Below are 24,318 nucleotides of genomic sequence, written 5' to 3' on the forward strand. Positions count from 1 at the left end.
GCAGCCCTGAAGAACGTGCCATCAAGCGCCGTTGCTCTGTACCCTGCCCTTTTCGCTGACGCAGAGCTGTGTGCAACATAACAAACTGGTAACGTATACGGGCGCGGGCCGAAAGCAAATCCACCACCCGGCAGTCTTAAGCAATAAAGGCGCTAAGGAGACCATAAATGTCTGATGCTAAAGCAAAAATCACCCTGGGTGGTGACACTGCTATTGAACTGGATGTGCTAAAAGGCACGCTCGGTCAGGATGTTATTGATATTCGTAGTCTTGGTTCAAAAGGCGTATTTACCTTTGACCCAGGTTTCACATCTACCGCTTCCTGTGAATCTAAAATTACGTTTATCGATGGTGACGAGGGGATCCTGCTGCACCGTGGCTTCCCGATCGACCAGTTAGCGACCGAATCAAACTATCTTGAAGTTTGTTACATTCTGCTAAACGGTGAAAAACCGACCCAGGCCGAATATGACGAATTCAAAACCACCGTCACCCGCCACACCATGATCCATGAGCAGATTACTCGTCTGTTCCATGCGTTCCGTCGCGATTCTCACCCGATGGCCGTTATGTGCGGGATCACCGGCGCCCTGGCGGCGTTCTATCACGACTCCCTCGACGTGAATAACCCGCGTCACCGTGAAATTGCCGCCTATCGCCTGCTGTCCAAAATGCCGACCATGGCAGCCATGTGTTACAAGTATTCTATCGGCCAGCCGTTTGTTTATCCGCGCAATGACCTCTCCTACGCCGGCAACTTCCTGCGCATGATGTTCGCCACGCCGTGCGAAGAGTACGAAGTCAATCCGGTGCTGGAGCGCGCAATGGACCGTATTCTGATCCTGCACGCCGATCACGAACAGAACGCCTCGACCTCGACGGTACGTACTGCGGGCTCTTCCGGCGCTAACCCGTTCGCCTGTATCGCAGCCGGCATCGCCTCCCTGTGGGGACCGGCGCACGGCGGCGCCAACGAAGCGGCGCTGAAAATGCTGGAAGAGATCAGCTCCGTTGAGCACATTCCGGAATTTGTTCGTCGTGCGAAAGACAAGAATGACTCTTTCCGCCTGATGGGCTTCGGCCATCGTGTGTACAAAAACTACGACCCGCGCGCCACCGTGATGCGTGAAACCTGCCATGAAGTGCTGAAAGAGCTGGGCACCAAAGACGACCTGCTGCAGGTGGCCATGGAGCTGGAGCATATCGCGCTGAACGACCCGTACTTCATCGAGAAGAAACTCTACCCGAACGTCGACTTCTACTCCGGTATTATCCTGAAAGCGATGGGTATTCCGTCCTCCATGTTTACCGTTATCTTCGCCATGGCGCGTACCGTGGGCTGGATTGCGCACTGGAACGAAATGCACAGCGATGGCATGAAAATCGCCCGTCCGCGTCAGCTCTATACCGGCTACGAAAAACGCGATTTCCAGTCCGACATCAAGCGTTAATCTCGCTGTCCGGATGATAAAAACGCGTCTGATGGCGCGTTTTTTTATGCCTGACGATGAGGTCTGGCGCTGCCTGGCCGCCGGCTTAATGCTGGCAGTGCGGGCACCAGTAAAACGGCCGCGAGGAGAGCATCGTCTTCTCAATCACGCCCCCGCAGCGCTCGCACTGTTCGCCATCGCGATGGAACACCTTAAAGCGGAACAGCGCGCCGTGGTGCTTGTTGTCATCGGGCTGGCCGCGGGTGCGATAGGAAAGCCGCGGGATATCGAGCAGCGCGTGCGCCAGCGCATCCAGTTGTATTGCATTCAGCTCCGAGGCCTTATGCTGCCCGGTCAGCCCCACCTGCCAGAGGATTTCCACCCGCAGATAGTTTCCCAGCCCGGCAAGAAAAGCCTGATCCAACAGCAGGCCGGAAAACTGACGATGGCGGAATTTGGCCGACAGCAGCCGCGCTTTCACCTGCTCCGCGGTTAACGTCATATCCAGTACGTCCGGACCGATGCGCAGCAAGAACGGATGGTTGGCCACCTGCTCCGCTGTGAGCATCTCAATGTCCGACGCGCTGTAGAGCAAAATCGCCTTGCTGGCGGTCTGGAGCCTGACGCGCAGCACCCGGTTAGAGGCGGGCTGTTCGCCAGCGTCAACCACGCGCCAGACGCCGTACAGCTGATTATGGCTGTACAGGGTCAGGCCGCCGGAGAAGCGGGTCAGCAGGGCTTTGCCCCGGGTGTCGATATGGGTAACCCGCTGACCAATCAGCGGGGTTTGGTAGGGTTGCAACCGGGGAAAGGCGAACCAGACGTCGGTTAAGGGTTCGTCTTTGATTGCCGCCTCCAGTGTATCCGCCACGCGGCGGATCTCCGGACCTTCCGGCATACTGTCATCCTTTTGTCAGTGGGTGGCGCCGCCGCCCAGTTTACTGTCCACCGGCTGGCGCAGGGCCACGGCAATGGCCGTCTCCAGCGCCTCCCGCACGGTGGCGATCGCCATACTCGGCTCGCCGGGATGGGCCGCCGCCTGCGCCGGTAGCCATGGAATATGGATAAAACCGCCTCTCACCTCAGCCTGACCCTGCAGCCTGTGCAACAGGCCGTACATGACGTGGTTGCAGACGAAGGTGCCGGCAGTCTGCGACACCGAGGCCGGGATCCCGCGATCGCGCAGCGCGCTGACGATCGCTTTGAGCGGCAAGGTGCTGAACCACGCCGCCGGCCCGCCGTCGACGATCGGCGTGTCGATGGGTTGCTGGCCTTTGTTATCGGGGATACGCGCATCATCGACGTTGATCGCCACACGTTCGACGCTGATATCGACCCGACCGCCGGCCTGCCCCACCGCGATAACCAGCTTCGGCTGCAGGTCTTCTATCGCCGCGTCGAGCGCCGACAGCGCCTCGCCAAACACGCAGGGAAGCTGCCGGGCGGTCACCGGCTGGCCAGCAATCATAGTGCCGTCAAGCTGCTGCACCACTTCCCAGGAAGGGTTCACCGTCTCGCCGTCAAAGGGTTCGAAACCGGTGAGTAATACTCCCGCCACCATCCCCTCCTTCGCGGTCATGCCGATTGTCATATCTCAGCCTCAGGCTGAGCGCTGACCAGAATATGGCGCCCGGCGAACGCCGCCCGCAAACGGCGGGCAAAATCGAGGGCATGCGGACCATCACCGTGCAGACATACCGTCTGCGCCACCACGTTCGCCCATTCGCCGCTGACGCTGCGCACCCGGTGGTGTTGCACCATCTCGAGGGTTTGCGCCAGGGCCTGCTCTTCGCTGTCAATCAGCGCCCCGGGCTGGCTGCGCGGCACCAGGCTGCCGTCGGCCAGATAACCGCGATCGGCAAACACCTCCTGACGCGTCGTCAGACCATAGCGCTGTCCGGCGCGGATCAATTCGCTGCCCGCCAGACCCACCAGCACCAGCTGCGGGTTAACATCGCGGACCGCGCGGGCGATCGCGTCGGCCAGCGGCGGCGATTTGGCCGCCTGGTTGTAGAGCATGCCGTGCGGCTTCACGTGCTGCATCTCGCCGCCCTGCGCCTGAACGATCGCCGCCAGAGCGCCAATCTGATACAGCGTCTGGGCATAGACCGTTTCCGGCGGCAGATCCATCGCCGTGCGGCCAAAATTTTCCCGGTCGGGATATCCCGGATGGGCGCCCACCGCCACGCCGTACTTCAGCGCCTCGCGCACGCTCTGCACCATCAGCCCGGCGTCGCCGGCGTGAAAACCACAGGCGATATTCGCCGATGACACCAGCTGGAGCAGCGCGCTATCGTTCGCCCCGCCTTCCCCGAGATCGGCATTAAGATCAATCATCATCGTGGAGTCTCCAGGCCAGTTGTTCCAGATAACGCTGGCGATCGGCCCGCGCCTTCAGCGCCTCCTCCAGCGAGCAGGCCACGAAATGGATCGGCTGCCCCAGCGGGATCTGCGCCAGCTGGTACATATCGGCATCGATAATGCAGGCGATCCGCGGATAGCCGCCGGTGGTTTGCGCGTCGTTCATCAGCACAATGGGCTGGCCGTTGTGCGGCACCTGCACCACGCCCGGCAGCAGGCCGTGCGACAGCATTTCACGATCGGTGGTGCGTTTCAGCGGCTGCCCCTGCAGGCGGTACCCCATGCGGTTACTCTGCGGACTGAGCTTCCAGGGGGCGCGCCAGAATGACGCCTGCGAGGCCTCATCAAATTCATGATACTCCGGCCCGGGCAGCGCACGAATGCGGTTGCCCAGCGGCAGCTGCTTGACGCCGCGCGGGGTGGTGAAGCGGCGGGCGGCTTTCCCGAGCTTCAGCTTGTCGCCGTCCTGCAGGCGGCGTCCTTCCAGACCGCCAATCCCCGCCTTGAGATCCGTGCAGCGCGAGCCAAGGACCTCGGGGACCGCAATCCCGCCCGCCACCGCCAGATAGCTACGAATGCCATGCTGGGGCGTTTTCAGCACCAGCCGCTGCCCGGCCCGGTAGGCGGTGCGCCAGCCCACCCAGACCGCTTTACCGTCCAGCGTCGCTTCGCAGGCGGCGCCGGTCAGCGCAAACCAGCCGCTGCGGGCAAATTCGATCTCCACCTGGCCGAGGGTAATCTCCAGCCCGGCGGCATTCGCCTCGTTGCCAACCAGCAGATTGGCAATCACCAGCGAGGGATAATCCAGGGCGCCGCAGCGGCTGATGCCAGACTGGCGCAGGCCTTCTCGTCCACCGTCCTGTACCGAGGTGTACAGGCCGGCGCGGATCAAGGTCAACATACCCCCTCCTTTTGCGGCACAAAGCGAATTTTATCGCCCACGCGCAGTAGCGCAGGCTCCTTCCGCGCCGGGTCGAACAGCGTCAGCGCGGTGCGCCCCAGCAGCTGCCAGCCGCCGGGCGTCGCCAGCGGATAGATACCAGTTTGCGCGCCGCCGATACCCACCGACCCGGCCGGGACGAGCACGCGCGGTTCGGCGCGACGCGGCGTCGCCAGCGCCGCAGGCAGCCCGCCCAGGTAGGGAAATCCCGGCTGAAAACCAATAAACCAGACCAGATATTCCACCGAGGCGTGCAGCTCCACGACCTGTTTTTCACTCAGGCCGCTGTGCTGCGCCACCACTCCGAGGTCCGGTCCGGCCTCGCCGCCGTAGACGACCGGAACAGACAGCGAGCGCGACTCAGGCTCGATCGCGAGGCTCTCCTCCCACCAGCGCTGCAGACGGTCTATCGCCTCCCACGCCACCTCCTGCGGGCGGCGGAGCACCACAGTGATATTGTTCATGCCGGGAATGGCGTCAATCACCTCTTCATGGTTCGCCAGACGCTGGGCTAATCCCCAGATCCGTTGCTGGCTTTCAAGGGTAACCGGCGGCTCCAGCTCCAGCACGACAGCCGTTTCTCCTAACAGATAACAACGCGCTCGCTGCACTTTTCTCTCTCCCGTCAGGCAGGGTTAGGAATATCAATAAAGGTGACATCCAGGTCGGTGGTTTCCGTCAGCCATTCGCTGAGGGCGCGAATGCCGCCCCGCTCGGTGGCGTGGTGGCCGGCGGCATAAAAATGCAGGCCCTGCTCGCGGGCAGAGTGGATGGTTTGTTCCGACACCTCGCCGGTGATAAACGCGTCCACGCCAAAGCGCGCCGCGGCGTCGATAAAGCTCTGGCCGCCCCCGGTACACCAGGCGACGCGGCTGACGGTCTCCGGCCCGGTATCGCCGCACCACAGCGGCTTGCGTCCCAGCCGCGCTTCAATCCACGAGGCCAGCTCGAGGCCGGACACCGGCATCGACAGTTCGCCCCAGGGCACCAGCGGTTCGATTTCGCCCAGCACGTTAATCCCCAGCAGATGCGCCAGCTGCGCGTTATTGCCCAGCTCGGGATGGGCATCCAGCGGCAGGTGCCAGCCGTAGAGATTGATATCGTTGGCCAGCAGGGTTTTCAGGCGCCGGCGCTTCATGCCGCGGATCACTGGCGATTCGTTTTTCCAGAAATAGCCGTGATGGACGATTACCGCATCCGCCTGCAGGCGGACGGCCTCATCCAGCAGCGCCTGGCTGGCCGTGACTCCGGTGACGATCTTGTGCACCGTATCGCGCCCTTCCACCTGCAGACCGTTAGGGGCGAAGTCACTGATGGCTGCGCTATTGAGCTTGTCGTTTATCAGTTGTTCCAGTTCGCTATTTTTCATCGCCACTCCAGCAGATAATCAGGGTATACAAAGGCATAACATAACCAGATCCTTTCGGGTCGTCGATAGTCCGCCTCCGACACTGACGATGACTTTTTACCGAATAGCGCAATTTGTCTATTCATCCCGCCGCGCATTCGTGTATATTTATGCACTAATAAAGCATATTAAATAATCAGAAAGCCCCTCAAGCCATGAATATGACTAATTAAACGCTATTCATGCAGAACGATCGACTTTCGCTTTACGCCAGGAAACACACTTCTCATGAAGACAACATCATCGCAACCGCGGGCGATTTACTACGTCGTGGCGCTGCAAATCTGGGAATACTTTAGCTTCTACGGCATGCGCGCCCTGCTGATCCTCTATCTCACCAATCAGCTTAAATATGACGATAACCACGCTTACGCCCTGTTCAGCGCCTACTGTTCGCTGGTCTATGTGACGCCGATCCTCGGCGGCTATCTGGCCGATAAGCTGTTAGGCAACCGGATGGCGGTCATGCTCGGCGCGCTGCTGATGGCCATTGGCCATCTGGTGCTCGGGGCCAGCGAAACCGCCCCGGTCTTCCTCTACCTGTCGCTGGCGATCATCGTCTGCGGCTACGGGTTGTTTAAATCCAACGTCAGCTGTCTGCTGGGCGAGCTGTACGAACCCGCCGATCCGCGTCGCGATGGCGGTTTCTCGCTGATGTATGCCGCGGGCAATATCGGCTCGATCATCGCGCCGATCGCCTGCGGCTACGTCCAGGAGGAGTATAGCTGGGCGATGGGCTTTGCCCTGGCGGCCATCGGCATGGTGGCGGGACTGGTGATTTTCCTCTGCGGCAACCGTCACTTCCAGCATACCGCCGGCGTGAACCGCCAGGCGCTGTGCGCCCGTCGCTTCCTGCTGCCGAACTGGGGCTGGCTGCTGGTGCTGCTGGTCACTGCTCCGCTGCTGATTGCCGTGCTGTTCTGGCAGGAGTGGTCGGTATATGCCCTGATCGTGGCCACGGCCATTGGCCTCGCGGTACTGGCGCGGATCTACCTGCGCGCCGAGACCGATAAACAGCGCAAGGATCTGCGCCTGATCGTCGTCCTGACCGCTTTCAGCCTGCTGTTCTGGGCCTTCGCCCAACAGGGCGGCAGCTCCATCAGCCTGTATATTGACCGCTTCGTTAACCGCCATATCATGAGCTACGAAGTCCCTACCGCTATGTTCCAGTCGATCAATGCCTTCGCGGTGATGCTCTGCGGCATGGTGCTGGCGTGGCTGGTGAAAGAGAGCGTCGGCGGTAATCGCACCGTGCGCATCTGGGGAAAATTTGCCCTCGGTCTGGGCCTGATGAGCGCCGGGTTCTGCATCCTAACCCTCAGCGCCCGCTGGTCGGCGGCCTATGGTCAGTCGTCCATGCCGCTGATGGTGCTGGGGCTGGCGGTGATGGGTTTTGCCGAACTGTTTATCGACCCGGTCGCGATGTCGCAAATCACCCGCATTGAGATCCCGGGGGTCACCGGGGTATTGACCGGCATCTATATGCTGCTCTCCGGGGCCATCGCCAACTATCTGGCCGGCGTTATCGCCGACCAGACCTCGCAGGCGTCATTCGACGCCGCCGGGGCGGTGAACTACTCCATTGACGCCTACATCAACGTCTTCAGCCAGATCACCTGGGGCGCGCTGGCCTGCGTCGGCGTGGTGCTGGTCATCTGGCTGTATCACTCGCTGAAGGTCAGGACCCGCCGTCTGGCGGTGGAGTAATCCCCTTTCTGGCGGCCTCCCAGGCCGCCAGCGTCTCCTGCCGCGCCTGCTTGTGATCGACTATCGGGCGCGGATAATCCAGCGTAACCCCCTGTTTATCCGCCCACGCCCACGGCTGATGCAGCGCCTTCTCCGGCACCTTTGCCAGCTCCGGCAGCCAGCGACGCATAAACACCCCCTGCTTATCAAACTTCTCGCCCTGGGTGGTGGGATTAAATATGCGGAAATAGGGCGCGGCGTCGGTGCCCGTCGAAGCCGCCCACTGCCAGCCGCCGTTGTTCGCCGCCAGGTCGCCATCAATCAGCTGGCTCATGAAATAGCGCTCCCCTGCCCGCCAGTCGAGGCGCAGATCTTTAGTCAGGAAGCTGGCGACGATCATGCGCAACCGGTTATGCATCCAGCCGGTGGCGTTAAGCTGGCGCATGGCGGCATCGACAATCGGATAGCCGGTCTCCCCGCGCTGCCAGGCCTGCAGGGCGCCATCCTCTTCGCGCCAGGCGACCTTATCGGTCCAGGCGACAAACGGCCGTCCTTTACAGAGTTTCGGATAGTAGACCATCAGATGGCGGTAAAACTCGCGCCAAATCAGCTCATTAAGCCAGGTGGCGCCTGCCCCGCCGTCCAGCGCGGCGGGGTGTTCCGTCAGCAGCCGATGCAGGCACTGGCGCGGCGACAGCACCCCGGTGGCCAGGCAGGGCGACAGGCGACTGGTCCCTTCCACGGCCGGGAAGTCGCGCTGCCCCTCATAATCCGCCGCCGGTTGCTGACAAAACGCGCGCAGCCGCGCCAGCGCCGTTTTTTCATCCGCGGCAAACAGCAGCCCATCGAAGGGCGTTTGCGGATAGTTGAGCTCCGGCGGCGGCGGCGCCTGGCGGGCGGGTGTCTGGCGCGGCTTTGGCGCGGCCACGCACGCCGGCAGCCCTTCCCGCAGCCGGCGAATAAACGCATTCTTAAACGGAGTGAAGACTTTATACATTTCGCCGCCGCCGGTCAGTACGCTGCCGGGCGGCAACAGGACGCTGTCGTCAAATCCCTGGCAAATCACTTCGCTCAAGGTGTTCTCAACGGCGGCATCGCGCTGGCGTTCATTGAATTCGTACTGATAGTTGTAGAACAGGTGACTGACCTGGTGCTGCTGGCAAAAATGGGCCAGTCGCTCGACGCTGGCGCTAAAATCGTCCGCCTCTTCTACCCACAACGGTATGCCACGCTCCGCCAGCGCGGCGTGCAGACTGTGCAAATGGCTGGCGATAAAAGCGGCCTGCCGCGGCGCCATATGATGCTCGCGCCACTGCCCTGGGGTGGCAATATAGAGCGCCAGCACCTGCGCCTGCGGATCGCGGCAGGCGGCGGCCAGCGCCAGGTTATCGTGAATGCGTAAATCCGTGCGTAACCAGACCAGATGGGTGGCCATATCACTCCTCATTATCCGTCAGCAAAACTCATCTCATGATCTAAGCCGGAAAAAATAGCGCGCTCCGGCAAAATAAGCACCTGCCAATTCCGCTGCGGCGCTTGCAACGAGTGTAGACAAGCGACGAAAAAAAACCGCCGGGGGCAACCGGCGGTTATTGGCTTTCATTGCAGCAGGGCGAATCAGTAGAAGTCGTGAGCGGCTTTTTCCGCCTGCGCCATCCACACCGGCTGCTCGCTGGTTTTCGACCACACCCGGTGCAGCCAGCTGTAATAGCGGGCGCGATCTTTCCAGAACAGCATCGCCGGCAGCGCCGCGACGCCAGCCACGACGGCGAAAGCCCGACGCAGCAAAATAATATGAGCAGGATAAGCTTTGTACAACGCCATCATTTCTCTCCCCTTTGTCAGGCCGGCAAGTCGCGCCGGTAAAAAATTACCATGTTTGTTTGAGCAAAATAGTACCGCGTTGGTTGTAATTTTACTACTCATCCGACCACTAAAAAGCACGTATTTATACTTAATTTACATTCACCCCGTAAATTAGTTACGAAAAAGTTAAATTAATACTAACCATCAGTTAAATTGTGCCTTTGCCATTTTTATACTTTTTTTACACCGCGCCCGCGGATTTTTGCGAAATCTTTGCGCCGTAATTTCTATTCTCCTGGTAAATCAAAAACACACCCGGAGGTGGATTGTGACTGCAGGCGTACTCACTGGCGTTGGGCTGGTGTTCCTGTTACTGGCTTATCTGGTTTATGCCTTGATACATGCGGAGGCATTCTGATGGCTGCCCAGGGATTTTTATTATTAGCCAGCTACCTGCTGGTATTGCTGGCGCTGGCGCGCCCGCTGGGGATGTGTCTGGCGAGAATGGTGAACGACATCCCGCTTCCCGGCCTGGCCGGCGTCGAGCGCGTTCTGTGGCGCGTGGCCGGGATCCGCGCCGAAGAGATGGGCTGGCTGCAGTATTTGCTGGCGATCCTGCTGTTTAACGCCCTCGGCGGCCTGGCGCTGTTTGCCCTGCTGATGCTCCAGGGCGTGCTGCCGTTTAACCCGCAGCACCTACCGGGGCTGCCGTGGGATCTGGCGCTCAACACCGCGGTCAGCTTTGTCAGTAATACCAACTGGCAGGCTTACGCCGGCGAAAGCACCATGAGCTATCTCAGCCAGATGGTGGGGCTGACGGTGCAGAATTTCCTCTCCGCCGCCACCGGCATCGCCGTGGTCTTCGCCCTGACCCGCGCCTTCGCCCGACAGAAAATGTCCACCCTCGGCAATGCCTGGGTCGACCTGACGCGCATTATCCTGTGGCTGCTGCTGCCGCTCTCTCTGCTGGTGGCCCTGTTCTTTATTCAGCAAGGCGTGCCGCAGAACCTGCAGGCTTACCAGCCCTTTACCACCCTCGAAGGGGCGCACCAGCTGCTGCCGATGGGGCCTGTCGCCTCACAGGAAGCGATTAAGCTGCTGGGCACCAACGGCGGCGGTTTCTTTAACGCTAACTCCGCCCATCCGTTTGAAAACCCGACGGCGCTGACCAATCTCGTGCAGATGCTGGCCATCTTCCTGATCCCGGCGGCGCTGTGCTTCGCCTTCGGCGAGGTGGTGAGCGATCGCCGCCAGGGGCGCGCTATTCTGTGGGCGATGACGCTGATCTTTATCCTCTGCGTCGCCGTGGTGATGTGGGCGGAAACCCGCGGCAACCCGCACCTGCTGACGCTGGGCGCCGACAGCAGCCTGAATATGGAAGGTAAAGAGAGCCGCTTCGGTATTCTCGCCAGCAGTCTGTTCGCGGTGATCACCACCGCCGCCTCCTGCGGCGCGGTCAACGCCATGCATGACTCCTTCACCGCGCTGGGCGGGATGGTGCCGATGTGGCTGATGCAGATTGGCGAAGTGGTGTTCGGCGGCGTCGGCTCGGGTCTCTATGGCATGCTGCTGTTCGTTATGCTGGCGGTGTTTATCGCCGGGCTGATGGTCGGCCGCACCCCGGAGTACCTCGGGAAGAAAATCGATGTCCGGGAAATGAAAATGATCGCCCTGGCCATTCTGGTCACCCCGACGCTGGTACTGCTCGGCACGGCGCTGGCGATGATGACCGAGGCCGGCCGCGCCGGGATGTTCAACCCCGGCGCGCACGGCTTTAGCGAAGTGCTGTACGCCGTCACCTCGGCGGCCAATAACAACGGCAGCGCCTTCGCCGGCCTGGGCGCGGCGACGCCCTTCTGGAACCTGCTGCTGGCGTTCTGCATGCTGGCTGGACGCTTCGCCGTCATCATTCCGGTGATGGCTATCGCCGGCTCGCTGGTGACGAAGAAAATTCAACCGGCCAGCCCCGGTACCCTGGCCACCCACGACGCCCTGTTTATCGGTCTGCTGATCGGCACCGTGCTGCTGGTGGGCGCCCTGACCTTTATTCCTGCGCTGGCGCTTGGCCCGCTGGCCGAACACTTTTCCTTACTTTGAGCGATGCGGAGCCCCCTGTTATGAGTCGCAAACAATTAGCCCTGCTGGAGCCGACGCTGGTGCGCCAGGCGCTGCTGGATGCCGTGAAAAAACTCAGCCCGATGGTGCAGTGGCGCAATCCGGTGATGTTTATCGTCTGGGTGGGCAGCCTGTTAACCACCCTGCTGGCCATCGCCATGGCTGGCGGCGCCCTGACCGGCAGCGCCACGTTTACCGCTACCATCAGTATCTGGTTATGGTTTACCGTGCTATTCGCCAACTTTGCCGAAGCGATGGCGGAAGGCCGCAGCAAAGCCCAGGCCAATAGCCTGAAAGGGGTGAAAAAAACGGCCTTCGCCCGTAAGCTGCGCGCCCCGCAGCATGACGCGACGGTCGACCATGTGCCGGCGGAAGACCTGCGCAAAGGCGACGTGGTGCTGGTGGAAGCCGGGGATATTATCCCCTGCGATGGCGAAGTCATCGAAGGCGGCGCCTCGGTGGACGAAAGCGCCATTACCGGCGAGTCCGCGCCGGTGATCCGCGAATCCGGCGGCGATTTCGCCTCGGTGACCGGCGGGACGCGCATCCTCTCCGACTGGCTGGTGATCCGCTGCAGCGTCAACCCGGGAGAAACCTTCCTCGACCGGATGATCGCCATGGTGGAAGGCGCCCAGCGCCGTAAAACGCCGAACGAAATCGCCCTGACGATCCTGCTGATCGCCCTGACGCTGGTGTTCCTGCTGGCCACCGCCACCATCTGGCCATTCTCGGCCTGGAGCGGCAATGCGGTGAGCGTCACCGTGCTGGTCGCTTTGCTGGTGTGCCTGATCCCGACCACCATCGGCGGTCTGCTGTCGGCGATCGGCGTCGCCGGGATGAGCCGTATGCTGGGCGCCAACGTGATCGCCACCAGCGGCCGCGCGGTGGAGGCCGCTGGCGATGTCGATGTCCTGCTGCTGGATAAAACCGGGACCATTACGCTCGGCAACCGCCAGGCCTCCGCTTTCCTGCCGGCGCGCGGTGTGGAAGAGCGAACCCTCGCCGACGCCGCCCAGCTCTCCTCGCTGGCGGACGAAACCCCTGAGGGACGCAGCATCGTGGTGCTGGCGAAGCAGCGCTTCAACCTGCGCGAACGCGATCTGCAGTCGCTGCACGCCACCTTTGTCCCCTTTACCGCGCAAACGCGGATGAGCGGCATCAATATCGATCAGCGCATGATCCGTAAAGGCTCGGTGGACGCGATTCGCCGTCACGTGGAGGCCAACGGCGGCCACTTCCCTGCCGATGTCGAGAAGCAGGTGGAAGAGGTCGCCCGCCAGGGGGCCACGCCGCTGGTGGTTGCCGAAGGTGAAAAGGTGCTGGGAATTATTTCGCTCAAAGATATCGTCAAAGGCGGCATCAAAGAGCGTTTCGCCCAGCTGCGCAAAATGGGCATTAAAACGGTGATGATCACCGGCGATAATCGCCTCACCGCCGCGGCGATCGCCGCCGAGGCCGGCGTCGACGATTTCCTCGCCGAAGCGACGCCGGAAGCCAAGCTGGCGCTGATCCGCCAGTATCAGTCGGAAGGTCGGCTGGTGGCGATGACCGGCGACGGCACCAACGACGCGCCCGCGCTGGCCCAGGCCGACGTGGCGGTGGCCATGAACTCAGGCACCCAGGCGGCGAAAGAGGCGGGCAACATGGTCGACCTGGATTCCAACCCCACCAAACTGATTGAGGTGGTCCATATCGGCAAACAGATGCTGATGACGCGCGGCTCGCTGACCACCTTCAGTATTGCCAACGACGTGGCGAAATATTTCGCCATTATTCCGGCGGCGTTTGCCGCGGTCTATCCCCAGCTGGCGATGCTGAACGTGATGGGCCTGCATTCGCCATCGTCGGCGATCCTCAGCGCGGTTATCTTCAACGCGCTGATCATCGTCTTCCTGATCCCGTTGGCCCTGAAAGGGGTGAGCTATCGCCCGCTCTCCGCCTCGGCGATGCTGCGCCGCAACCTGTGGATCTACGGCCTCGGCGGTCTGCTGGTGCCATTTATCGGTATTAAAGCCATTGACCTACTGCTGACCCTGAGCGGTCTGGTGTGAGGAACAAACTATGTCATTGATTCGTCCAGCACTTGTGCTATTTATTCTGTTAACCCTGCTCACCGGCGGCGTTTATCCTCTGCTGACCACCAGCCTGGGACAGTGGTGGTTTAACTCACAGGCCAATGGCTCGCTGATCCGCCTGAACGGCGAGGTGCGCGGCTCGGCGCTGATTGGCCAGAACTTTACCGCCGCAGGCTATTTCCAGGGCCGCCCGTCAGCCACCGCGGAGACAGCGGATAACCCGATGGCCTCTGGCGGCAGCAACCTCGCCGCCAGCAACCCGGCGCTGGATAAGGCGGTGAGCGAGCGGGTGCAGGCCCTGCGCGCCGCGAACCCGGATGCCGACCCACGGGTGCCAGTCGAACTCGTCACCACCTCGGCGAGCGGTCTCGATAACAACCTGACCCCGGCCGCCGCGCTGTGGCAGGCGCCCCGGGTGGCCAAAGCGCGCCAGCTGAGCGTCGACCAGGTGACCACGCTGGTTAACCAGGCCACACAAACGCCGCTGCTGAGCTTCCTTGGCCAGCCGGTGGTCAATATACTGCAACTCAATATGGCGCTGGATGCCCTGAAGGATAAGTAAATGAGTGACGAGCCGCTGCGTCCGGACCCTGACCGCCTGCTGCAGCACACCGCCGCCCCGCATCGCGGCAAACTGAAAGTCTTCTTCGGCGCCTGCGCCGGGGTGGGGAAAACCTGGGCGATGCTGGCGGAAGCGCAGCGGCTGCGGGCCCAGGGGCTGGATATTCTGATTGGCGTGGCGGAGACCCACGGCCGGAAAGAGACCGCCGCGATGCTGCAGGGCCTGAGCACCCTGCCGCCGCGGCGGCTCGCTCACCGCGGGCGCTACGTGTATGAGTTCGACCTCGACGCCGCCCTCGCCCGCCGCCCGGCGCTGATTCTGGTGGATGAACTGGCGCACAGTAATGCCCCCGGCTCCCGCCATCCGAAGCGCTGGCAGGATGTGGACGAACTGCTGGAGGCCGGGATTGACGTCTTCACCACAGTTAACGTTCAGCATCTGGAAAGCCTGAACGACGTCGTCAGCGGGATCACCGGCGTGCAGGTGCGGGAGACCGTCCCCGATCCCTTTTTTGACGCCGCGGACGACGTGGTGCTGGTGGACCTCCCCCCTGACGATCTGCGCCAGCGGCTCAATGAGGGCAAAGTCTACATCGGCGGCCAGGCCGAGCGCGCTATCGAGAACTTTTTCCGCAAAGGGAACCTGATTGCGCTGCGCGAACTGGCTCTGCGCCGTACCGCCGATCGCGTCGATGAGCAGATGCGCGCCTGGCGCGACCGCCAGGGCCAGGAGAAAGTCTGGCACACCCGCGACGCCATTCTGCTCTGTATCGGGCACAACACCGGTAGCGAAAAGCTGGTGCGTACCGCCGCCCGCCTCGCCGCCCGTCTGGGCAGCGTCTGGCATGCGGTATATGTCGAAACGCCTTCCCTGCACCGCCTGCCGGAATCCCGGCGGCGGGCCATCCTCGCCGCGCTGCGTCTGGCCCAGGAGCTGGGCGCCGAAACCGCCACCCTCTCCGACCCGTCTGAAGAGAAAGCGGTCCTCCATTACGCGCGCGAACATAACCTCGGAAAAATTGTCATCGGCCGCCAGAGCAAGCGCCGCTGGTGGGATCGCAGCGGCTTCGCCGACCGTCTGGCTCGTCACGCGCCGGACCTCGATCTGGTGGTCATCGCCCTGGATGAAAAGCCCTTCCCCCTTCCGGCGCGCGCCAGCGACACTCGTCCGGCGCTGGAGAAATGGCGGCTGCAGCTGCAGGGCTGCGCGTTGGCGGTGGCCCTGTGCGCCATCATTACCCTGGTGGCCATGCAGTGGCTGATGGCCTTCGAAGCCGCCAACCTGGTCATGCTCTATCTGCTGGGGGTGGTGATCATCGCCCTGCTCTATGGCCGCTGGCCGTCGGTGCTGGCGACGGTGATCAACGTTATCAGCTTCGATCTCTTTTTTGTCGCCCCGCGCGGCACGCTGGCGGTGTCAGATGTCCAGTATCTGCTCACCTTCGGCGTGATGCTCACCGTTGGCCTGCTTATCGGTAACCTCACCGCCGGCGTGCGCTACCAGGCGCGGGTGGCGCGCTATCGCGAGCGGCGTACCCGCCACCTGTATGAAATGTCCAAAGCGCTGGCGGTGGGTCGTAGCCAGCAGGATATCGCCACCACCAGCGAGCGGTTTATCGCCTCCACCTTTCAGGCTCGCAGCCAGCTGCTGCTCCCGGACGCCCAGGGGAAACTGCTGCCCTTAACCCACCAGCCCGGGCTGACGCCGTGGGATGACGCCATCGCCCGCTGGAGCTTTGATAAGGGGCAACCCGCCGGCGCCGGCACCGATACCCTGCCCGGCGTGCCGTATCAGATCCTGCCCCTGAAGAGCGCCGCCCGCACCTGGGGACTGCTGGTGGTGGAGCCGGCGAATCTGCGCCAGCTGATGATCCCGGAGCAGCAGCGTCTGCTGGAGACCTTCACCCTGCTGGTGGCCAGCGCCCTGGAGCGTCTCACCCTGACCGCCAGCGAAGAGCAGGCCCGGTTGACCAGCGAGCGCGAAAGCCTGCGTAACTCGCTGCTCGCCGCCCTGTCCCACGATCTGCGTACCCCGCTCACCGTGCTGTTTGGCCAGGCGGAAATCCTGACCCTCGATCTGGCCAGCGAGGGCTCGAAGCATGCCCCGCAGGCCAATGAAATCCGCCAGCATGTGCTCAATACCACCCGGCTGGTGAACAACCTGCTGGATATGGCGCGGATCCAGTCCGGCGGCTTTAATCTGCACAAAGAGTGGCTGACGCTGGAGGAAGTGGTCGGCAGCGCGCTGCGTATGCTCGAGCCGAGCCTCGGCGGCCAGCACGTTCAACTGGATTTACCCGACCCGCTGCAGCTGGTGCATGTCGACGGGCCGCTGTTCGAGCGGGTGCTGATCAATCTGCTGGAGAATGCCCATAAGTATGCCGGCGCCCGGGCGGACATCGGTATTCGCGCCGAAGCAGACGCCCGGCAGCTGTCGCTGGAGGTATGGGATAATGGTCCGGGGATCCCGGCGGGTCAGGAACAGGCTATCTTTGATAAATTCGCCCGCGGCAACAAAGAGTCGGCGATCCCCGGCGTCGGGCTGGGCCTTGCCATCTGTCAGGCCATCGTCGACGTCCACGGCGGGACCATCTCCGCCAGCAACCGGCCGGAAGGCGGCGCCTCATTCCGTGTTACACTGCCGGGAGAAACGCCCCCTGAACTGGAAGAGCTATCTGAGGAATTGTGATTAACGTTCTGATTATCGAAGACGAACACGCTATCCGTCGCTTTCTGCGCACCGCGCTGGAAGCCGACGGCATGCGCGTATTTGAAGCGGAAACCCTGCAGCGCGGGCTGATCGAAGCCGCCACCCGTAAGCCCGACCTCGCGATCCTCGATCTCGGCCTGCCGGATGGCGACGGCATTGATTTTATTCGCGACCTGCGCCAGTGGAGTCAGATGCCGATTATCGTCCTGTCAGCGCGTAGCGAAGAGCACGACAAAATTGCCGCCCTGGATGCCGGCGCCGATGACTACTTAAGTAAACCCTTTGGCATCGGCGAGCTGCAGGCCCGCCTGCGCGTCGCGTTGCGTCGTCACGGCTCGGCGCAGGCCGACGAGCCGGTGGTGCGCTTCGCCGACCTGGAGGTCAATATCCCCGCCCGCCGCATCCTGCGCGGCAGCGAAGAGATCCACCTGACGCCCATCGAGTTTCGCCTGCTGGCGGCGCTATTGAATAATCCCGGTAAAGTGCTTACCCAGCGCCAGCTGCTGAATCAGGTGTGGGGCCCTAACGCCGTGGAGCACAGCCATTATCTGCGGATCTATATGGGTCACCTGCGGCAAAAGCTGGAGGCCGATCCGGCGCGCCCGCAGCATCTGCTGACCGAAACCGGGATTGGCTATCGCTTTATGCCCTGAGCCCCGCCTCTGCAGTACCAGAGGCTGGCGATTTTCAGCCCTTCAGAGAGCAGCAGGAAGCCTGCCAGGATCGCGAAATGCCGGACGCCGGCGGCCTGAATCAGCCACAGACCCACAGAAAGCGAGGGCTGCATAAACACCAGCCTGAGCGGCGCCTGCCCCCAGGCCAGCCACAGCCCATAGCGGCTCTGACGGAAAAAGAGGATCATCGACAGCGGGATGCTGATAATCAGCAGCACATTCAGCGGATAGAGCCAGACCGCCGCAGCGCCCCAGGCGTGCAGCAGCTGGAGATAAGCCAGCAGGTCGTCGTAAAAAGGGAGTCGGCGGTGGGCAATATTCCACCATAAGAATTGCAGGACGAAAAAGAGATCCATCCACGCCCAGAACAAAAACAGGGACTTCCGCTGTATTTTCATCGCTATCCTTGCGAAAAAAATCAGGCCCGCGAGGGGCCTGATGATCGTGCGCCTTTAGGCGTTCTTCAGCACTTCACTGACAATCTCTACCGCTTCTTTTTCGATCAGTTTGCGATGTTCTTCGCCGAGGAAGCTTTCGCAGTAGATCTTGTAGGCGTCTTCGGTGCCTGACGGACGCGCCGCGAACCAGCCGTTGTCGGTCATCACTTTCAGGCCGCCAATCGCCGCCCCGTTGCCCGGCGCTGCGGTCAGACGGGCGGTGATCGGATCCCCCGCCAGGGTGTCAGCGCTGACCATTTCCGGCGACAGCTTAGACAGCGCCGCTTTCTGCGCGGAGGTCGCGGAAGCCTGCAGACGGTTGTAGCTCGGCGCGCCAAAGCGCTCCGCCAGCTCGTTATAGTGCTCCTGCGGGTTTTTCCCGGTCACTGCGGTGATTTCGGCCGCCAGCAGGCACATGATAATGCCGTCTTTATCGGTGGACCACGGCGTGCCGTCGAAGCGCAGGAAGGAGGCCCCGGCGCTCTCTTCGCCGCCGAAACCGAAGCTGCCGTCGAACAGGCCGTCGACGAACCACTTAAAGCCCACCGGCACTTCCACCAGCTTGCGGCCCAGATCGTTCACCACGCGGTCAATCATCGCCGAGGAGACGAGGGTTTTACCGACCGCCACCTCTTTGCCCCACTGCGGACGATGCTGGAACAGGTAGTTAATCGCCACCGCCAGATAGTGGTTCGGGTTCATCAGCCCGGCTGGGGTGACAATCCCGTGACGGTCGTAATCCGGGTCGTTGGCAAACGCCAGATCGAACTTATCGCGCAGCGCCAGCAGGCCCGCCATCGCACATTCCGAGGAGCAGTCCATGCGGATGGCGCCGTCTTTATCGAGGTGCATAAAGCGGAAGGTCTGGTCTACCTGGTCGTTCACAATGGTCAGATTGAGCTTGTAGTGCTCGCCAATGCGTTTCCAGTATTCGATACCGGAACCGCCCAGCGGATCGACGCCCAGCGTCAGGCCCGCTTTCTGGATCGCCGCCATGTCGACGATATCTGCCAGGCCTTCAATAAACGGCTGCACCAGATCCTGCTCTTTGACGTGGCCGGAAGCCAGCGCCGCGTCCAGAGGAAGGCGTTTCACGCCCTGCAGGCCAGCGGCCAGTAGTTCGTTGGCGCGGTTTTCCACCACTTTGGTGACGTTGGTATCAGCCGGACCGCCGTTTGGCGGGTTGTACTTGATACCGCCATCTTCCGGCGGGTTGTGTGACGGGGTGATCACAATGCCGTCCGCCAGCGGACCGCCTTTTTTGTTATGCACCAGAATCGCGTTGGAGACCGCCGGCGTCGGGGTGAAGCCGTTGTTTTCCTGCACGATCACGTCAACGCCGTTGGCGGTTAACACTTCCAGCACCGAAATAAACGCCGGCTCGGACAGGGCGTGGGTATCTTTACCGACATAGCACGGACCGGTGATCCCGTTCTTCGCACGATCTTCCGCAATCGCCTGGGCGATGGCCAGGATATGCGGTTCGTTGAAGTTGTGACGCGCCGCGCTGCCGCGATGGCCGGAGGTGCCGAATTTGACCGCATGCTCCGCATTACCGACTTCAGGCTTCAGCACGTAGTACTGAGCAGTCAGTTGGGCGACGTTAATCAAATCACTCTGTTGCGCAGGCTGCCCCGCACGTTTATCGATTGCCATTGCCTGATCCTTCTGGTGCAAATGTTAAAAAGCTAGATCGTGCCGCAAACCTTTTCAATCAGCTCCGCAGGGAACTGCATCGACTGCATGATGTGCTCAATCATGCTGCATTTACGGCCGGTATTGGTATTGGTGATCACCCACCACGGTGTACCAGGAACCTGTTTCGGTTTGGTCTGATTACCGCTTTTCAGCAGCGTACGCGCATCTTCCGCGAAGTAGACGCGCGTGCGGCCATGCAGAGACTCCGTCGCCTCGGCAAATGCTTTACTGTCCAGGGAGTAGAGGGTCGTCAACACCAGCATAAAACGGTTCACCGCGCGCTTCTGCTCGGCGTATTCATCAGATAACAGCATCTCGCGCATGGCGCGGACTTTATCTTTCGCCGGGTTAGCGGGTTTCACCTCAACGGCAGGCGCGGGCGCCAGCGCCGGCGCGGCTTTGCTGACCTGTGTAGCCGGTTGGGAAACGGCGGAAAATTTCAGCATGCGCCGTAAAATGTCGGATGCGCTCTCGCCGATATGCAGAGTGTGGCTGGCAATATAGCGATAGAGTTCATCATCAACTTCAATTGTTTTCATCTTAATCCAGTGCGATATCTTTTCTGAATACAAATCGTTGGGATTATAAGTACAAATCCCAACCGCGGATAGCGTCAAACCAGGATGGCGGTAAAACTCAGAAAACTTCTGGGTCTTGCAGCCGGATGGCAGAATGTCCAACATAATACCCTAACCCGACGGAGCGAAAAAAAGAACATTGCCATGAAATTAAATAGCCGAGCGCAATCTGCACAGAATCCGCACAACCACTCCCCGATCGTGCTGGTCCACGGTCTGTTTGGCAGCCTGGACAACCTGGGCATCCTCGCCCGTGACCTGGTCGCCGACTACGATATTCTGCAGGTCGATATGCGCAACCACGGTTTGTCGCCGCGGTCGCCAGAGATGACCTACCCCGCGATGGCGCAGGATCTGCTCGATACGCTCGACGCGCACCAGATTGAGCGCGCCACCTTTATCGGCCATTCGATGGGCGGCAAAGCGGTGATGGCGCTGACCGCCCTGGCGCCGGAGCGCATCAACGGTCTGGTGGCGATCGATATCGCCCCGGTGGATTATCATGTTCGCCGTCATGATGAGATCTTCGCCGCTATCCGCGCCGTCAGCGAATCCGCCGCCAGCACCCGCCAGCAGGCGGCGCAGGTGATGCGCGAGCATCTGCAGGAAGAGGGGGTGATTCAGTTCTTGCTGAAATCTTTCGTTGACGGCGACTGGCGCTTCAACGTCCCGGTGCTGTGGGACCAGTACCCGCATATCGTCGGCTGGGAAACCATCCCGGCCTGGCCGCACCCGACGCAGTTTATTCCCGGCGGCAACTCACCCTACGTGACCGACGCCTACCGCGACGCGCTGCTGGCCCAGTTCCCGCAGGCCCGGGCCCACGTCATCGCCGGCGCCGGACACTGGGTCCATGCCGAGAAACCCGAAGCGGTGTTGCGCGCGATCCGCCGCTATCTCACGAGCATTGGCGCCTGATTGGCTAAAATATGCCCGACCGCGCCGCAGAATGCCCGCGGTCGTTGGCGCAGCCGTTCGCCTGATGTATGATGGCGCGCTATCTGCGCCGGCTAGAGCCCGGCAGCTTGTTTCCCCGAAGTCACTCAGAATCATGGCAAAAGAACAAACGGACCGTACGACATTAGATTTGTTCGCAAACGAGCGTCGCCCGGGAAGACCAAAAACCAATCCGCTGTCGCGCGATGAACAACTGCGCATCAACAAACGTAATCAGCTGAAACGCGATAAAGTGCGCGGGCTGAAGCGCGTGGAGCTAAAGCTCAACGCCGACGCGGTCGATGCGCTTAACGAACTGGCGGAAGCGCGTAATATGAGCCGCAGCGATCTCATCGAAGAGATGCTGATGACGCAATTAACCGCCCTGCGCAGCCAGGGAAAAGTCTAACTTTCCGCGAAAAATCCGCATTCATGTAGCAGAGTGTGCAGTCGGGCGTGATTGCTGTTTCCGCGTCCTTGCCTGTTCTGCTATGATTGCCGTTATCTGTGGGCATCGCGTCCCTACCACATCATTTAAGTTTCAAGAGGTTATTTTACTCATGGCAATCATCGGCATCTTTTTTGGCAGCGACACCGGCAACACCGAAAATATTGCAAAAATGATTCAAAAGCAGCTTGGTAAAGATGTTGCTGATGTTCACGACATTGCCAAAAGCAGCAAAGAAGATCTGGAAGCCCACGACATCCTGCTGCTCGGCATCCCGACCTGGTACTACGGTGAAGCCCAGTGTGACTGGGACGACTTCTTCCCGACGCTGGAAGAGATCGACTTTAACGGCAAGCTGGTGGCGCTGTTCGGCTGCGGCGACCAGGAAGACTACGCAGAGTACTTCTGCGATGCGCTGGGCACCATCCGCGACATCATTGAGCCGCGCGGCGCGACCATCGTTGGCCACTGGCCGACTGCCGGCTATCACTTCGAGGCCTCCAAAGGCCTGGCGGATGACGACCACTTCGTCGGCCTCGCCATTGATGAAGACCGTCAGCCGGAACTGACCAACGAGCGCGTTGAGAAGTGGGTGAAGCAGGTGGCTGAAGAGCTGCACCTCGAAGAAATCAAAAACGCCTGATAATTAAGCGGCGCAATCATTGAGTTGCGTCGTATTAATAGACAAAAGCAATCAAACTAATAGCTACAAGTTTTTAACTTTTAATCACATATCTGTACAATGTCCTCTGATTCTACGAGGCACGTGACGCAGTTTGTAGCTGGTGCCTCGTTTTTGACAGCAAACCAGGCCCGATGCTTGCAGTTTTCATTTACCAGTGGCAGTTCTATAATGAGACGCATTACGTCGGGTTAATTTCTGTATGACTTCCGTTGAAGGAAGTAGATCGTTTAGCAACAGGACAGATTCCGCATGACTGACAACAATACCGCATTAAAGAAGGCTGGCCTGAAAGTCACACTTCCTCGACTGAAAATCCTTGAAGTGCTGCAGGAACCGGATAACCATCATGTCAGTGCGGAAGACTTATATAAACGCCTGATCGACATGGGCGAAGAGATTGGTCTGGCGACCGTTTACCGCGTCCTCAACCAGTTTGATGACGCCGGTATCGTGACTCGTCATAATTTTGAAGGCGGTAAATCCGTTTTCGAACTGACCCAGCAGCATCACCACGATCACCTGATCTGCCTCGACTGCGGCAAAGTGATCGAATTCAGTGATGACTCTATCGAAGCGCGCCAGCGTGAAATCGCTTCCCGTCACGGCATCCGCCTGACCAACCACAGTCTGTATCTGTACGGTCACTGTGCGGAAGGTGATTGCCGCGAGGACGAACACGCCCACGACGCAGTGGAAAAGTAACTCCCTGCTTCGCCTGCTCTGAAAAGCCAACCAGCCGGTTGGCTTTTTTATGGGCGCTTCTGCCGCGCTTCCCGCTCACGTCCCGGCGGCGACCCTCGCGAGTCCCCGCTTTGTCCGGAGAGTTGATATGGAACTTCGCCAGCTACGCTATTTTACGCGCATTGTTGAAACCGGCAGCATGGGCCGCGCCGCGCTCGATCTGAATATCGGCGTCTCGGCGCTCAGCCAGCAGATCGCGCGTCTGGAAAATGAGCTGGCCATTCGCCTCCTGCAGCGAACCTCTCGCGGCGTGACGCCCACCAGCGCGGGCCTCGCTTTCTACTCACAGGCGCAGCTGGCGCTGCGTCATGCCGATGATGCCATCCTCGCCGCCCGCGAGGCGCGGCTGTCGGGCCACGTCAGCGTCGGCATGGCCCCCAGCACCGCCTCCGTTCTTGGCGTACCGTTCATCAACGCGATGCGCGAGAGCTACCCCGACGTCCGCCTGCACCTGGTGGAAAGCCTCTCCGGGAATCTGGAGCGGATGATCAACACCCGCCAGCTGGATTTAGCCATCGTCTTCCAGCAGGAGAAGATCCTGCGCTGGAGCGCCAGACCGGTGCTCGAAGAGCGCCTGTTCCTGATTGGCACCCATGCGCTGTTGGCCTCGCTGCCGGATGACCCTGTTTCCCCTGACCAGCTCACCACCCTGCCGCTGATTATGCCAAGCCAGGGCCACGGCCTGCGCGGCAGGCTGGAGGCGGTTTGCCAGCAGCACAGCCTCAGCGTTGAGGTGGTGGCGGACATTGACGGTCTGGCCCTGCTGATGCAGGCCGTGCGCAGCGGACTGGGCGCCACTCTGCAGCCCGGGGCCGCTATTTCCCATCTCGACCATCAGGCGCTGAGGGTGATCGGCATCGCTAATCCGGTCCTCAGCCGCCCCAACTTTCTGGTCAGCCTGTCGGATGATGAGCTCACCCCGGCAGGCCTTGCGGCACGGGTAATACTAAGCAAAGTCATGCGCCAGCTGGTGGAGTCCGATCGCTGGCCAGGCGCCACCCTTTACGTTAACTAAACCCCTCTTTAGCG

Annotated in this window: 24 protein-coding genes; 13 read left to right on the forward strand and 11 right to left on the reverse strand. The window is 61.0% G+C overall.

What is annotated here, in order from left to right; all coding sequences use genetic code 11:
- The first annotated feature begins 167 nt into the window (after positions 1–167).
- Complete coding sequence (gene gltA / locus L2I46_RS13535) at positions 168–1,451, forward strand: citrate synthase (RefSeq protein ID WP_023288873.1); 1,284 nt, start codon at positions 168–170, stop codon at positions 1,449–1,451.
- 85 nt (positions 1,452–1,536) lie between these two features.
- Here the strand turns inward: gltA and nei are convergent, their stop codons facing one another.
- Genes nei through L2I46_RS13565 form a run of 6 tightly spaced genes read right to left on the reverse strand, consistent with a single transcriptional unit; the run spans position 1,537 to position 6,100 of the window.
- Positions 1,537–2,328, reverse strand: coding sequence for an endonuclease VIII (nei, locus tag L2I46_RS13540; RefSeq protein ID WP_236947940.1), 792 nt, complete (start codon positions 2,326–2,328; stop codon positions 1,537–1,539).
- A gap of 15 nt (positions 2,329–2,343) precedes the next feature.
- Positions 2,344–2,988 (reverse strand): pyroglutamyl-peptidase I, encoded by a 645-nt coding sequence (pcp, locus tag L2I46_RS13545; RefSeq protein WP_085551240.1) that lies wholly within the window; start codon positions 2,986–2,988, stop codon positions 2,344–2,346.
- A gap of 29 nt (positions 2,989–3,017) precedes the next feature.
- Positions 3,018–3,770 carry a 5-oxoprolinase subunit PxpA gene (gene pxpA / locus L2I46_RS13550; RefSeq protein ID WP_023288870.1) on the reverse strand — a complete coding sequence of 251 codons (753 nt, stop codon included), beginning with the start codon at positions 3,768–3,770 and terminating at the stop codon, positions 3,018–3,020.
- Positions 3,760–4,692 carry a 5-oxoprolinase subunit PxpC gene (gene pxpC, locus L2I46_RS13555; protein WP_023288869.1) on the reverse strand — a complete coding sequence of 311 codons (933 nt, stop codon included), beginning with the start codon at positions 4,690–4,692 and terminating at the stop codon, positions 3,760–3,762. The genes pxpA and pxpC overlap by 11 nt, the downstream gene beginning before the upstream one ends.
- The gene (gene pxpB, locus L2I46_RS13560) at positions 4,686–5,342 is read right to left on the reverse strand and encodes a 5-oxoprolinase subunit PxpB (protein WP_044521671.1); all 657 of its coding nucleotides are present in this window, start codon (positions 5,340–5,342) and stop codon (positions 4,686–4,688) included. Before pxpB ends, pxpC begins: the two co-directional genes overlap by 7 nt.
- 14 nt (positions 5,343–5,356) lie before the next feature.
- A complete protein-coding gene (locus L2I46_RS13565; RefSeq protein ID WP_023288867.1) occupies positions 5,357–6,100 on the reverse strand; it encodes a type 2 GTP cyclohydrolase I in 744 nt (247 codons plus the stop codon).
- Positions 6,101–6,367: 267 nt separating this feature from the next.
- Between L2I46_RS13565 and L2I46_RS13570 the strand changes: the two genes are divergently transcribed.
- Positions 6,368–7,846: an MFS transporter gene (locus L2I46_RS13570; RefSeq protein ID WP_032455154.1), complete on the forward strand. Its 1,479-nt coding sequence runs from the start codon at positions 6,368–6,370 to the stop codon at positions 7,844–7,846.
- Here L2I46_RS13570 and phrB read toward each other — a convergent pair.
- Both phrB and L2I46_RS13580 read right to left on the reverse strand, forming a co-directional pair.
- Positions 7,818–9,260 (reverse strand): deoxyribodipyrimidine photo-lyase, encoded by a 1,443-nt coding sequence (gene phrB / locus L2I46_RS13575; RefSeq protein WP_105490811.1) that lies wholly within the window; start codon positions 9,258–9,260, stop codon positions 7,818–7,820. The two genes, L2I46_RS13570 and phrB, sit on opposite strands and share 29 nt — an antisense overlap.
- Before the next feature lie 182 nt (positions 9,261–9,442).
- Entirely contained in the window at positions 9,443–9,652 is a 210-nt protein-coding gene (locus L2I46_RS13580) for a DUF2517 family protein (protein WP_072421298.1), read from the reverse strand.
- Positions 9,653–9,959: 307 nt separating this feature from the next.
- Between L2I46_RS13580 and kdpF the strand changes: the two genes are divergently transcribed.
- From kdpF to kdpE, 6 genes are read left to right on the forward strand one after another with little or no spacing between them, the layout of a single operon-like run.
- Positions 9,960–10,049, forward strand: a complete 90-nt coding sequence (gene kdpF, locus L2I46_RS29640) for a K(+)-transporting ATPase subunit F (RefSeq protein WP_020323459.1) — start codon at positions 9,960–9,962, stop codon at positions 10,047–10,049.
- Entirely contained in the window at positions 10,049–11,728 is a 1,680-nt protein-coding gene (gene kdpA / locus L2I46_RS13590) for a potassium-transporting ATPase subunit KdpA (protein ID WP_236947941.1), read from the forward strand. The genes kdpF and kdpA overlap by 1 nt, the downstream gene beginning before the upstream one ends.
- A 20-nt stretch (positions 11,729–11,748) precedes the next feature.
- Positions 11,749–13,797 (forward strand): potassium-transporting ATPase subunit KdpB, encoded by a 2,049-nt coding sequence (kdpB, locus tag L2I46_RS13595; RefSeq protein ID WP_236947942.1) that lies wholly within the window; start codon positions 11,749–11,751, stop codon positions 13,795–13,797.
- A gap of 10 nt (positions 13,798–13,807) precedes the next feature.
- Positions 13,808–14,383, forward strand: a complete 576-nt coding sequence (kdpC, locus tag L2I46_RS13600; RefSeq protein ID WP_050532980.1) for a potassium-transporting ATPase subunit KdpC — start codon at positions 13,808–13,810, stop codon at positions 14,381–14,383.
- Positions 14,384–17,071, forward strand: a complete 2,688-nt coding sequence (gene kdpD / locus L2I46_RS13605; protein WP_032455149.1) for a two-component system sensor histidine kinase KdpD — start codon at positions 14,384–14,386, stop codon at positions 17,069–17,071.
- Positions 17,068–17,745 (forward strand): two-component system response regulator KdpE, encoded by a 678-nt coding sequence (gene kdpE, locus L2I46_RS13610; RefSeq protein ID WP_065804705.1) that lies wholly within the window; start codon positions 17,068–17,070, stop codon positions 17,743–17,745. Before kdpD ends, kdpE begins: the two co-directional genes overlap by 4 nt.
- On the opposite strand, the gene L2I46_RS13615 is transcribed toward kdpE, so the two are convergent.
- The 3 genes from L2I46_RS13615 to seqA are packed head-to-tail and all read right to left on the reverse strand — an operon-like array spanning position 17,727 to position 20,440.
- Positions 17,727–18,164, reverse strand: a complete 438-nt coding sequence (locus tag L2I46_RS13615) for a hypothetical protein (protein ID WP_048334415.1) — start codon at positions 18,162–18,164, stop codon at positions 17,727–17,729. The genes kdpE and L2I46_RS13615 overlap by 19 nt on opposite strands.
- A gap of 54 nt (positions 18,165–18,218) precedes the next feature.
- The gene (gene pgm, locus L2I46_RS13620) at positions 18,219–19,859 is read right to left on the reverse strand and encodes a phosphoglucomutase (alpha-D-glucose-1,6-bisphosphate-dependent) (protein WP_023288859.1); all 1,641 of its coding nucleotides are present in this window, start codon (positions 19,857–19,859) and stop codon (positions 18,219–18,221) included.
- Positions 19,860–19,891: 32 nt separating this feature from the next.
- Entirely contained in the window at positions 19,892–20,440 is a 549-nt protein-coding gene (seqA, locus tag L2I46_RS13625) for a replication initiation negative regulator SeqA (protein ID WP_032428668.1), read from the reverse strand.
- A gap of 183 nt (positions 20,441–20,623) precedes the next feature.
- Here seqA and ybfF point away from each other — a divergent pair, with 183 nt between their 5' ends.
- The 5 genes from ybfF to tcuR all read left to right on the forward strand — a co-directional run bounded on the left by ybfF (position 20,624) and on the right by tcuR (position 24,304).
- On the forward strand, positions 20,624–21,397 hold the full coding sequence (gene ybfF, locus L2I46_RS13630) for an esterase (protein WP_102002183.1): 774 nt from the start codon (positions 20,624–20,626) through the stop codon (positions 21,395–21,397).
- Positions 21,398–21,530: 133 nt separating this feature from the next.
- Complete coding sequence (gene ybfE, locus L2I46_RS13635) at positions 21,531–21,824, forward strand: LexA regulated protein (protein ID WP_002894767.1); 294 nt, start codon at positions 21,531–21,533, stop codon at positions 21,822–21,824.
- 151 nt (positions 21,825–21,975) lie between these two features.
- Positions 21,976–22,506: a flavodoxin FldA gene (fldA, locus tag L2I46_RS13640; protein ID WP_002894765.1), complete on the forward strand. Its 531-nt coding sequence runs from the start codon at positions 21,976–21,978 to the stop codon at positions 22,504–22,506.
- Positions 22,507–22,797: 291 nt separating this feature from the next.
- Positions 22,798–23,250, forward strand: a complete 453-nt coding sequence (fur, locus tag L2I46_RS13645; protein ID WP_004885952.1) for a ferric iron uptake transcriptional regulator — start codon at positions 22,798–22,800, stop codon at positions 23,248–23,250.
- 127 nt (positions 23,251–23,377) lie between these two features.
- The gene (gene tcuR, locus L2I46_RS13650) at positions 23,378–24,304 is read left to right on the forward strand and encodes a tricarballylate utilization LysR family transcriptional regulator TcuR (RefSeq protein WP_065804704.1); all 927 of its coding nucleotides are present in this window, start codon (positions 23,378–23,380) and stop codon (positions 24,302–24,304) included.
- Positions 24,305–24,318: the final 14 nt, after the last annotated feature.

Source organism: Klebsiella sp. 2019SCSN059, from assembly GCF_021739525.1.
Classification (GTDB): Bacteria; Pseudomonadota; Gammaproteobacteria; order Enterobacterales; family Enterobacteriaceae; genus Klebsiella; species Klebsiella quasipneumoniae.

Excerpts from the sequence above, each read along its gene's own strand:
- gltA (WP_023288873.1), top strand. The coding sequence starts at position 168 with ATGTCTGATGCTAAAGCAAAAATCACCCTGGGTGGTGACACTGCTATT.
- nei (WP_236947940.1), bottom strand. The coding sequence starts at position 2,328 with ATGCCGGAAGGTCCGGAGATCCGCCGCGTGGCGGATACACTGGAGGCG.
- pxpA (WP_023288870.1), bottom strand. The coding sequence starts at position 3,770 with ATGATGATTGATCTTAATGCCGATCTCGGGGAAGGCGGGGCGAACGAT.
- pxpC (WP_023288869.1), bottom strand. The coding sequence starts at position 4,692 with ATGTTGACCTTGATCCGCGCCGGCCTGTACACCTCGGTACAGGACGGT.
- L2I46_RS13565 (WP_023288867.1), bottom strand. The coding sequence starts at position 6,100 with ATGAAAAATAGCGAACTGGAACAACTGATAAACGACAAGCTCAATAGC.
- L2I46_RS13570 (WP_032455154.1), top strand. The coding sequence starts at position 6,368 with ATGAAGACAACATCATCGCAACCGCGGGCGATTTACTACGTCGTGGCG.
- phrB (WP_105490811.1), bottom strand. The coding sequence starts at position 9,260 with ATGGCCACCCATCTGGTCTGGTTACGCACGGATTTACGCATTCACGAT.
- L2I46_RS13580 (WP_072421298.1), bottom strand. The coding sequence starts at position 9,652 with ATGATGGCGTTGTACAAAGCTTATCCTGCTCATATTATTTTGCTGCGT.
- kdpA (WP_236947941.1), top strand. The coding sequence starts at position 10,049 with ATGGCTGCCCAGGGATTTTTATTATTAGCCAGCTACCTGCTGGTATTG.
- kdpB (WP_236947942.1), top strand. The coding sequence starts at position 11,749 with ATGAGTCGCAAACAATTAGCCCTGCTGGAGCCGACGCTGGTGCGCCAG.
- kdpC (WP_050532980.1), top strand. The coding sequence starts at position 13,808 with ATGTCATTGATTCGTCCAGCACTTGTGCTATTTATTCTGTTAACCCTG.
- kdpD (WP_032455149.1), top strand. The coding sequence starts at position 14,384 with ATGAGTGACGAGCCGCTGCGTCCGGACCCTGACCGCCTGCTGCAGCAC.
- L2I46_RS13615 (WP_048334415.1), bottom strand. The coding sequence starts at position 18,164 with ATGAAAATACAGCGGAAGTCCCTGTTTTTGTTCTGGGCGTGGATGGAT.
- pgm (WP_023288859.1), bottom strand. The coding sequence starts at position 19,859 with ATGGCAATCGATAAACGTGCGGGGCAGCCTGCGCAACAGAGTGATTTG.
- seqA (WP_032428668.1), bottom strand. The coding sequence starts at position 20,440 with ATGAAAACAATTGAAGTTGATGATGAACTCTATCGCTATATTGCCAGC.
- ybfF (WP_102002183.1), top strand. The coding sequence starts at position 20,624 with ATGAAATTAAATAGCCGAGCGCAATCTGCACAGAATCCGCACAACCAC.
- ybfE (WP_002894767.1), top strand. The coding sequence starts at position 21,531 with ATGGCAAAAGAACAAACGGACCGTACGACATTAGATTTGTTCGCAAAC.
- fldA (WP_002894765.1), top strand. The coding sequence starts at position 21,976 with ATGGCAATCATCGGCATCTTTTTTGGCAGCGACACCGGCAACACCGAA.
- fur (WP_004885952.1), top strand. The coding sequence starts at position 22,798 with ATGACTGACAACAATACCGCATTAAAGAAGGCTGGCCTGAAAGTCACA.
- tcuR (WP_065804704.1), top strand. The coding sequence starts at position 23,378 with ATGGAACTTCGCCAGCTACGCTATTTTACGCGCATTGTTGAAACCGGC.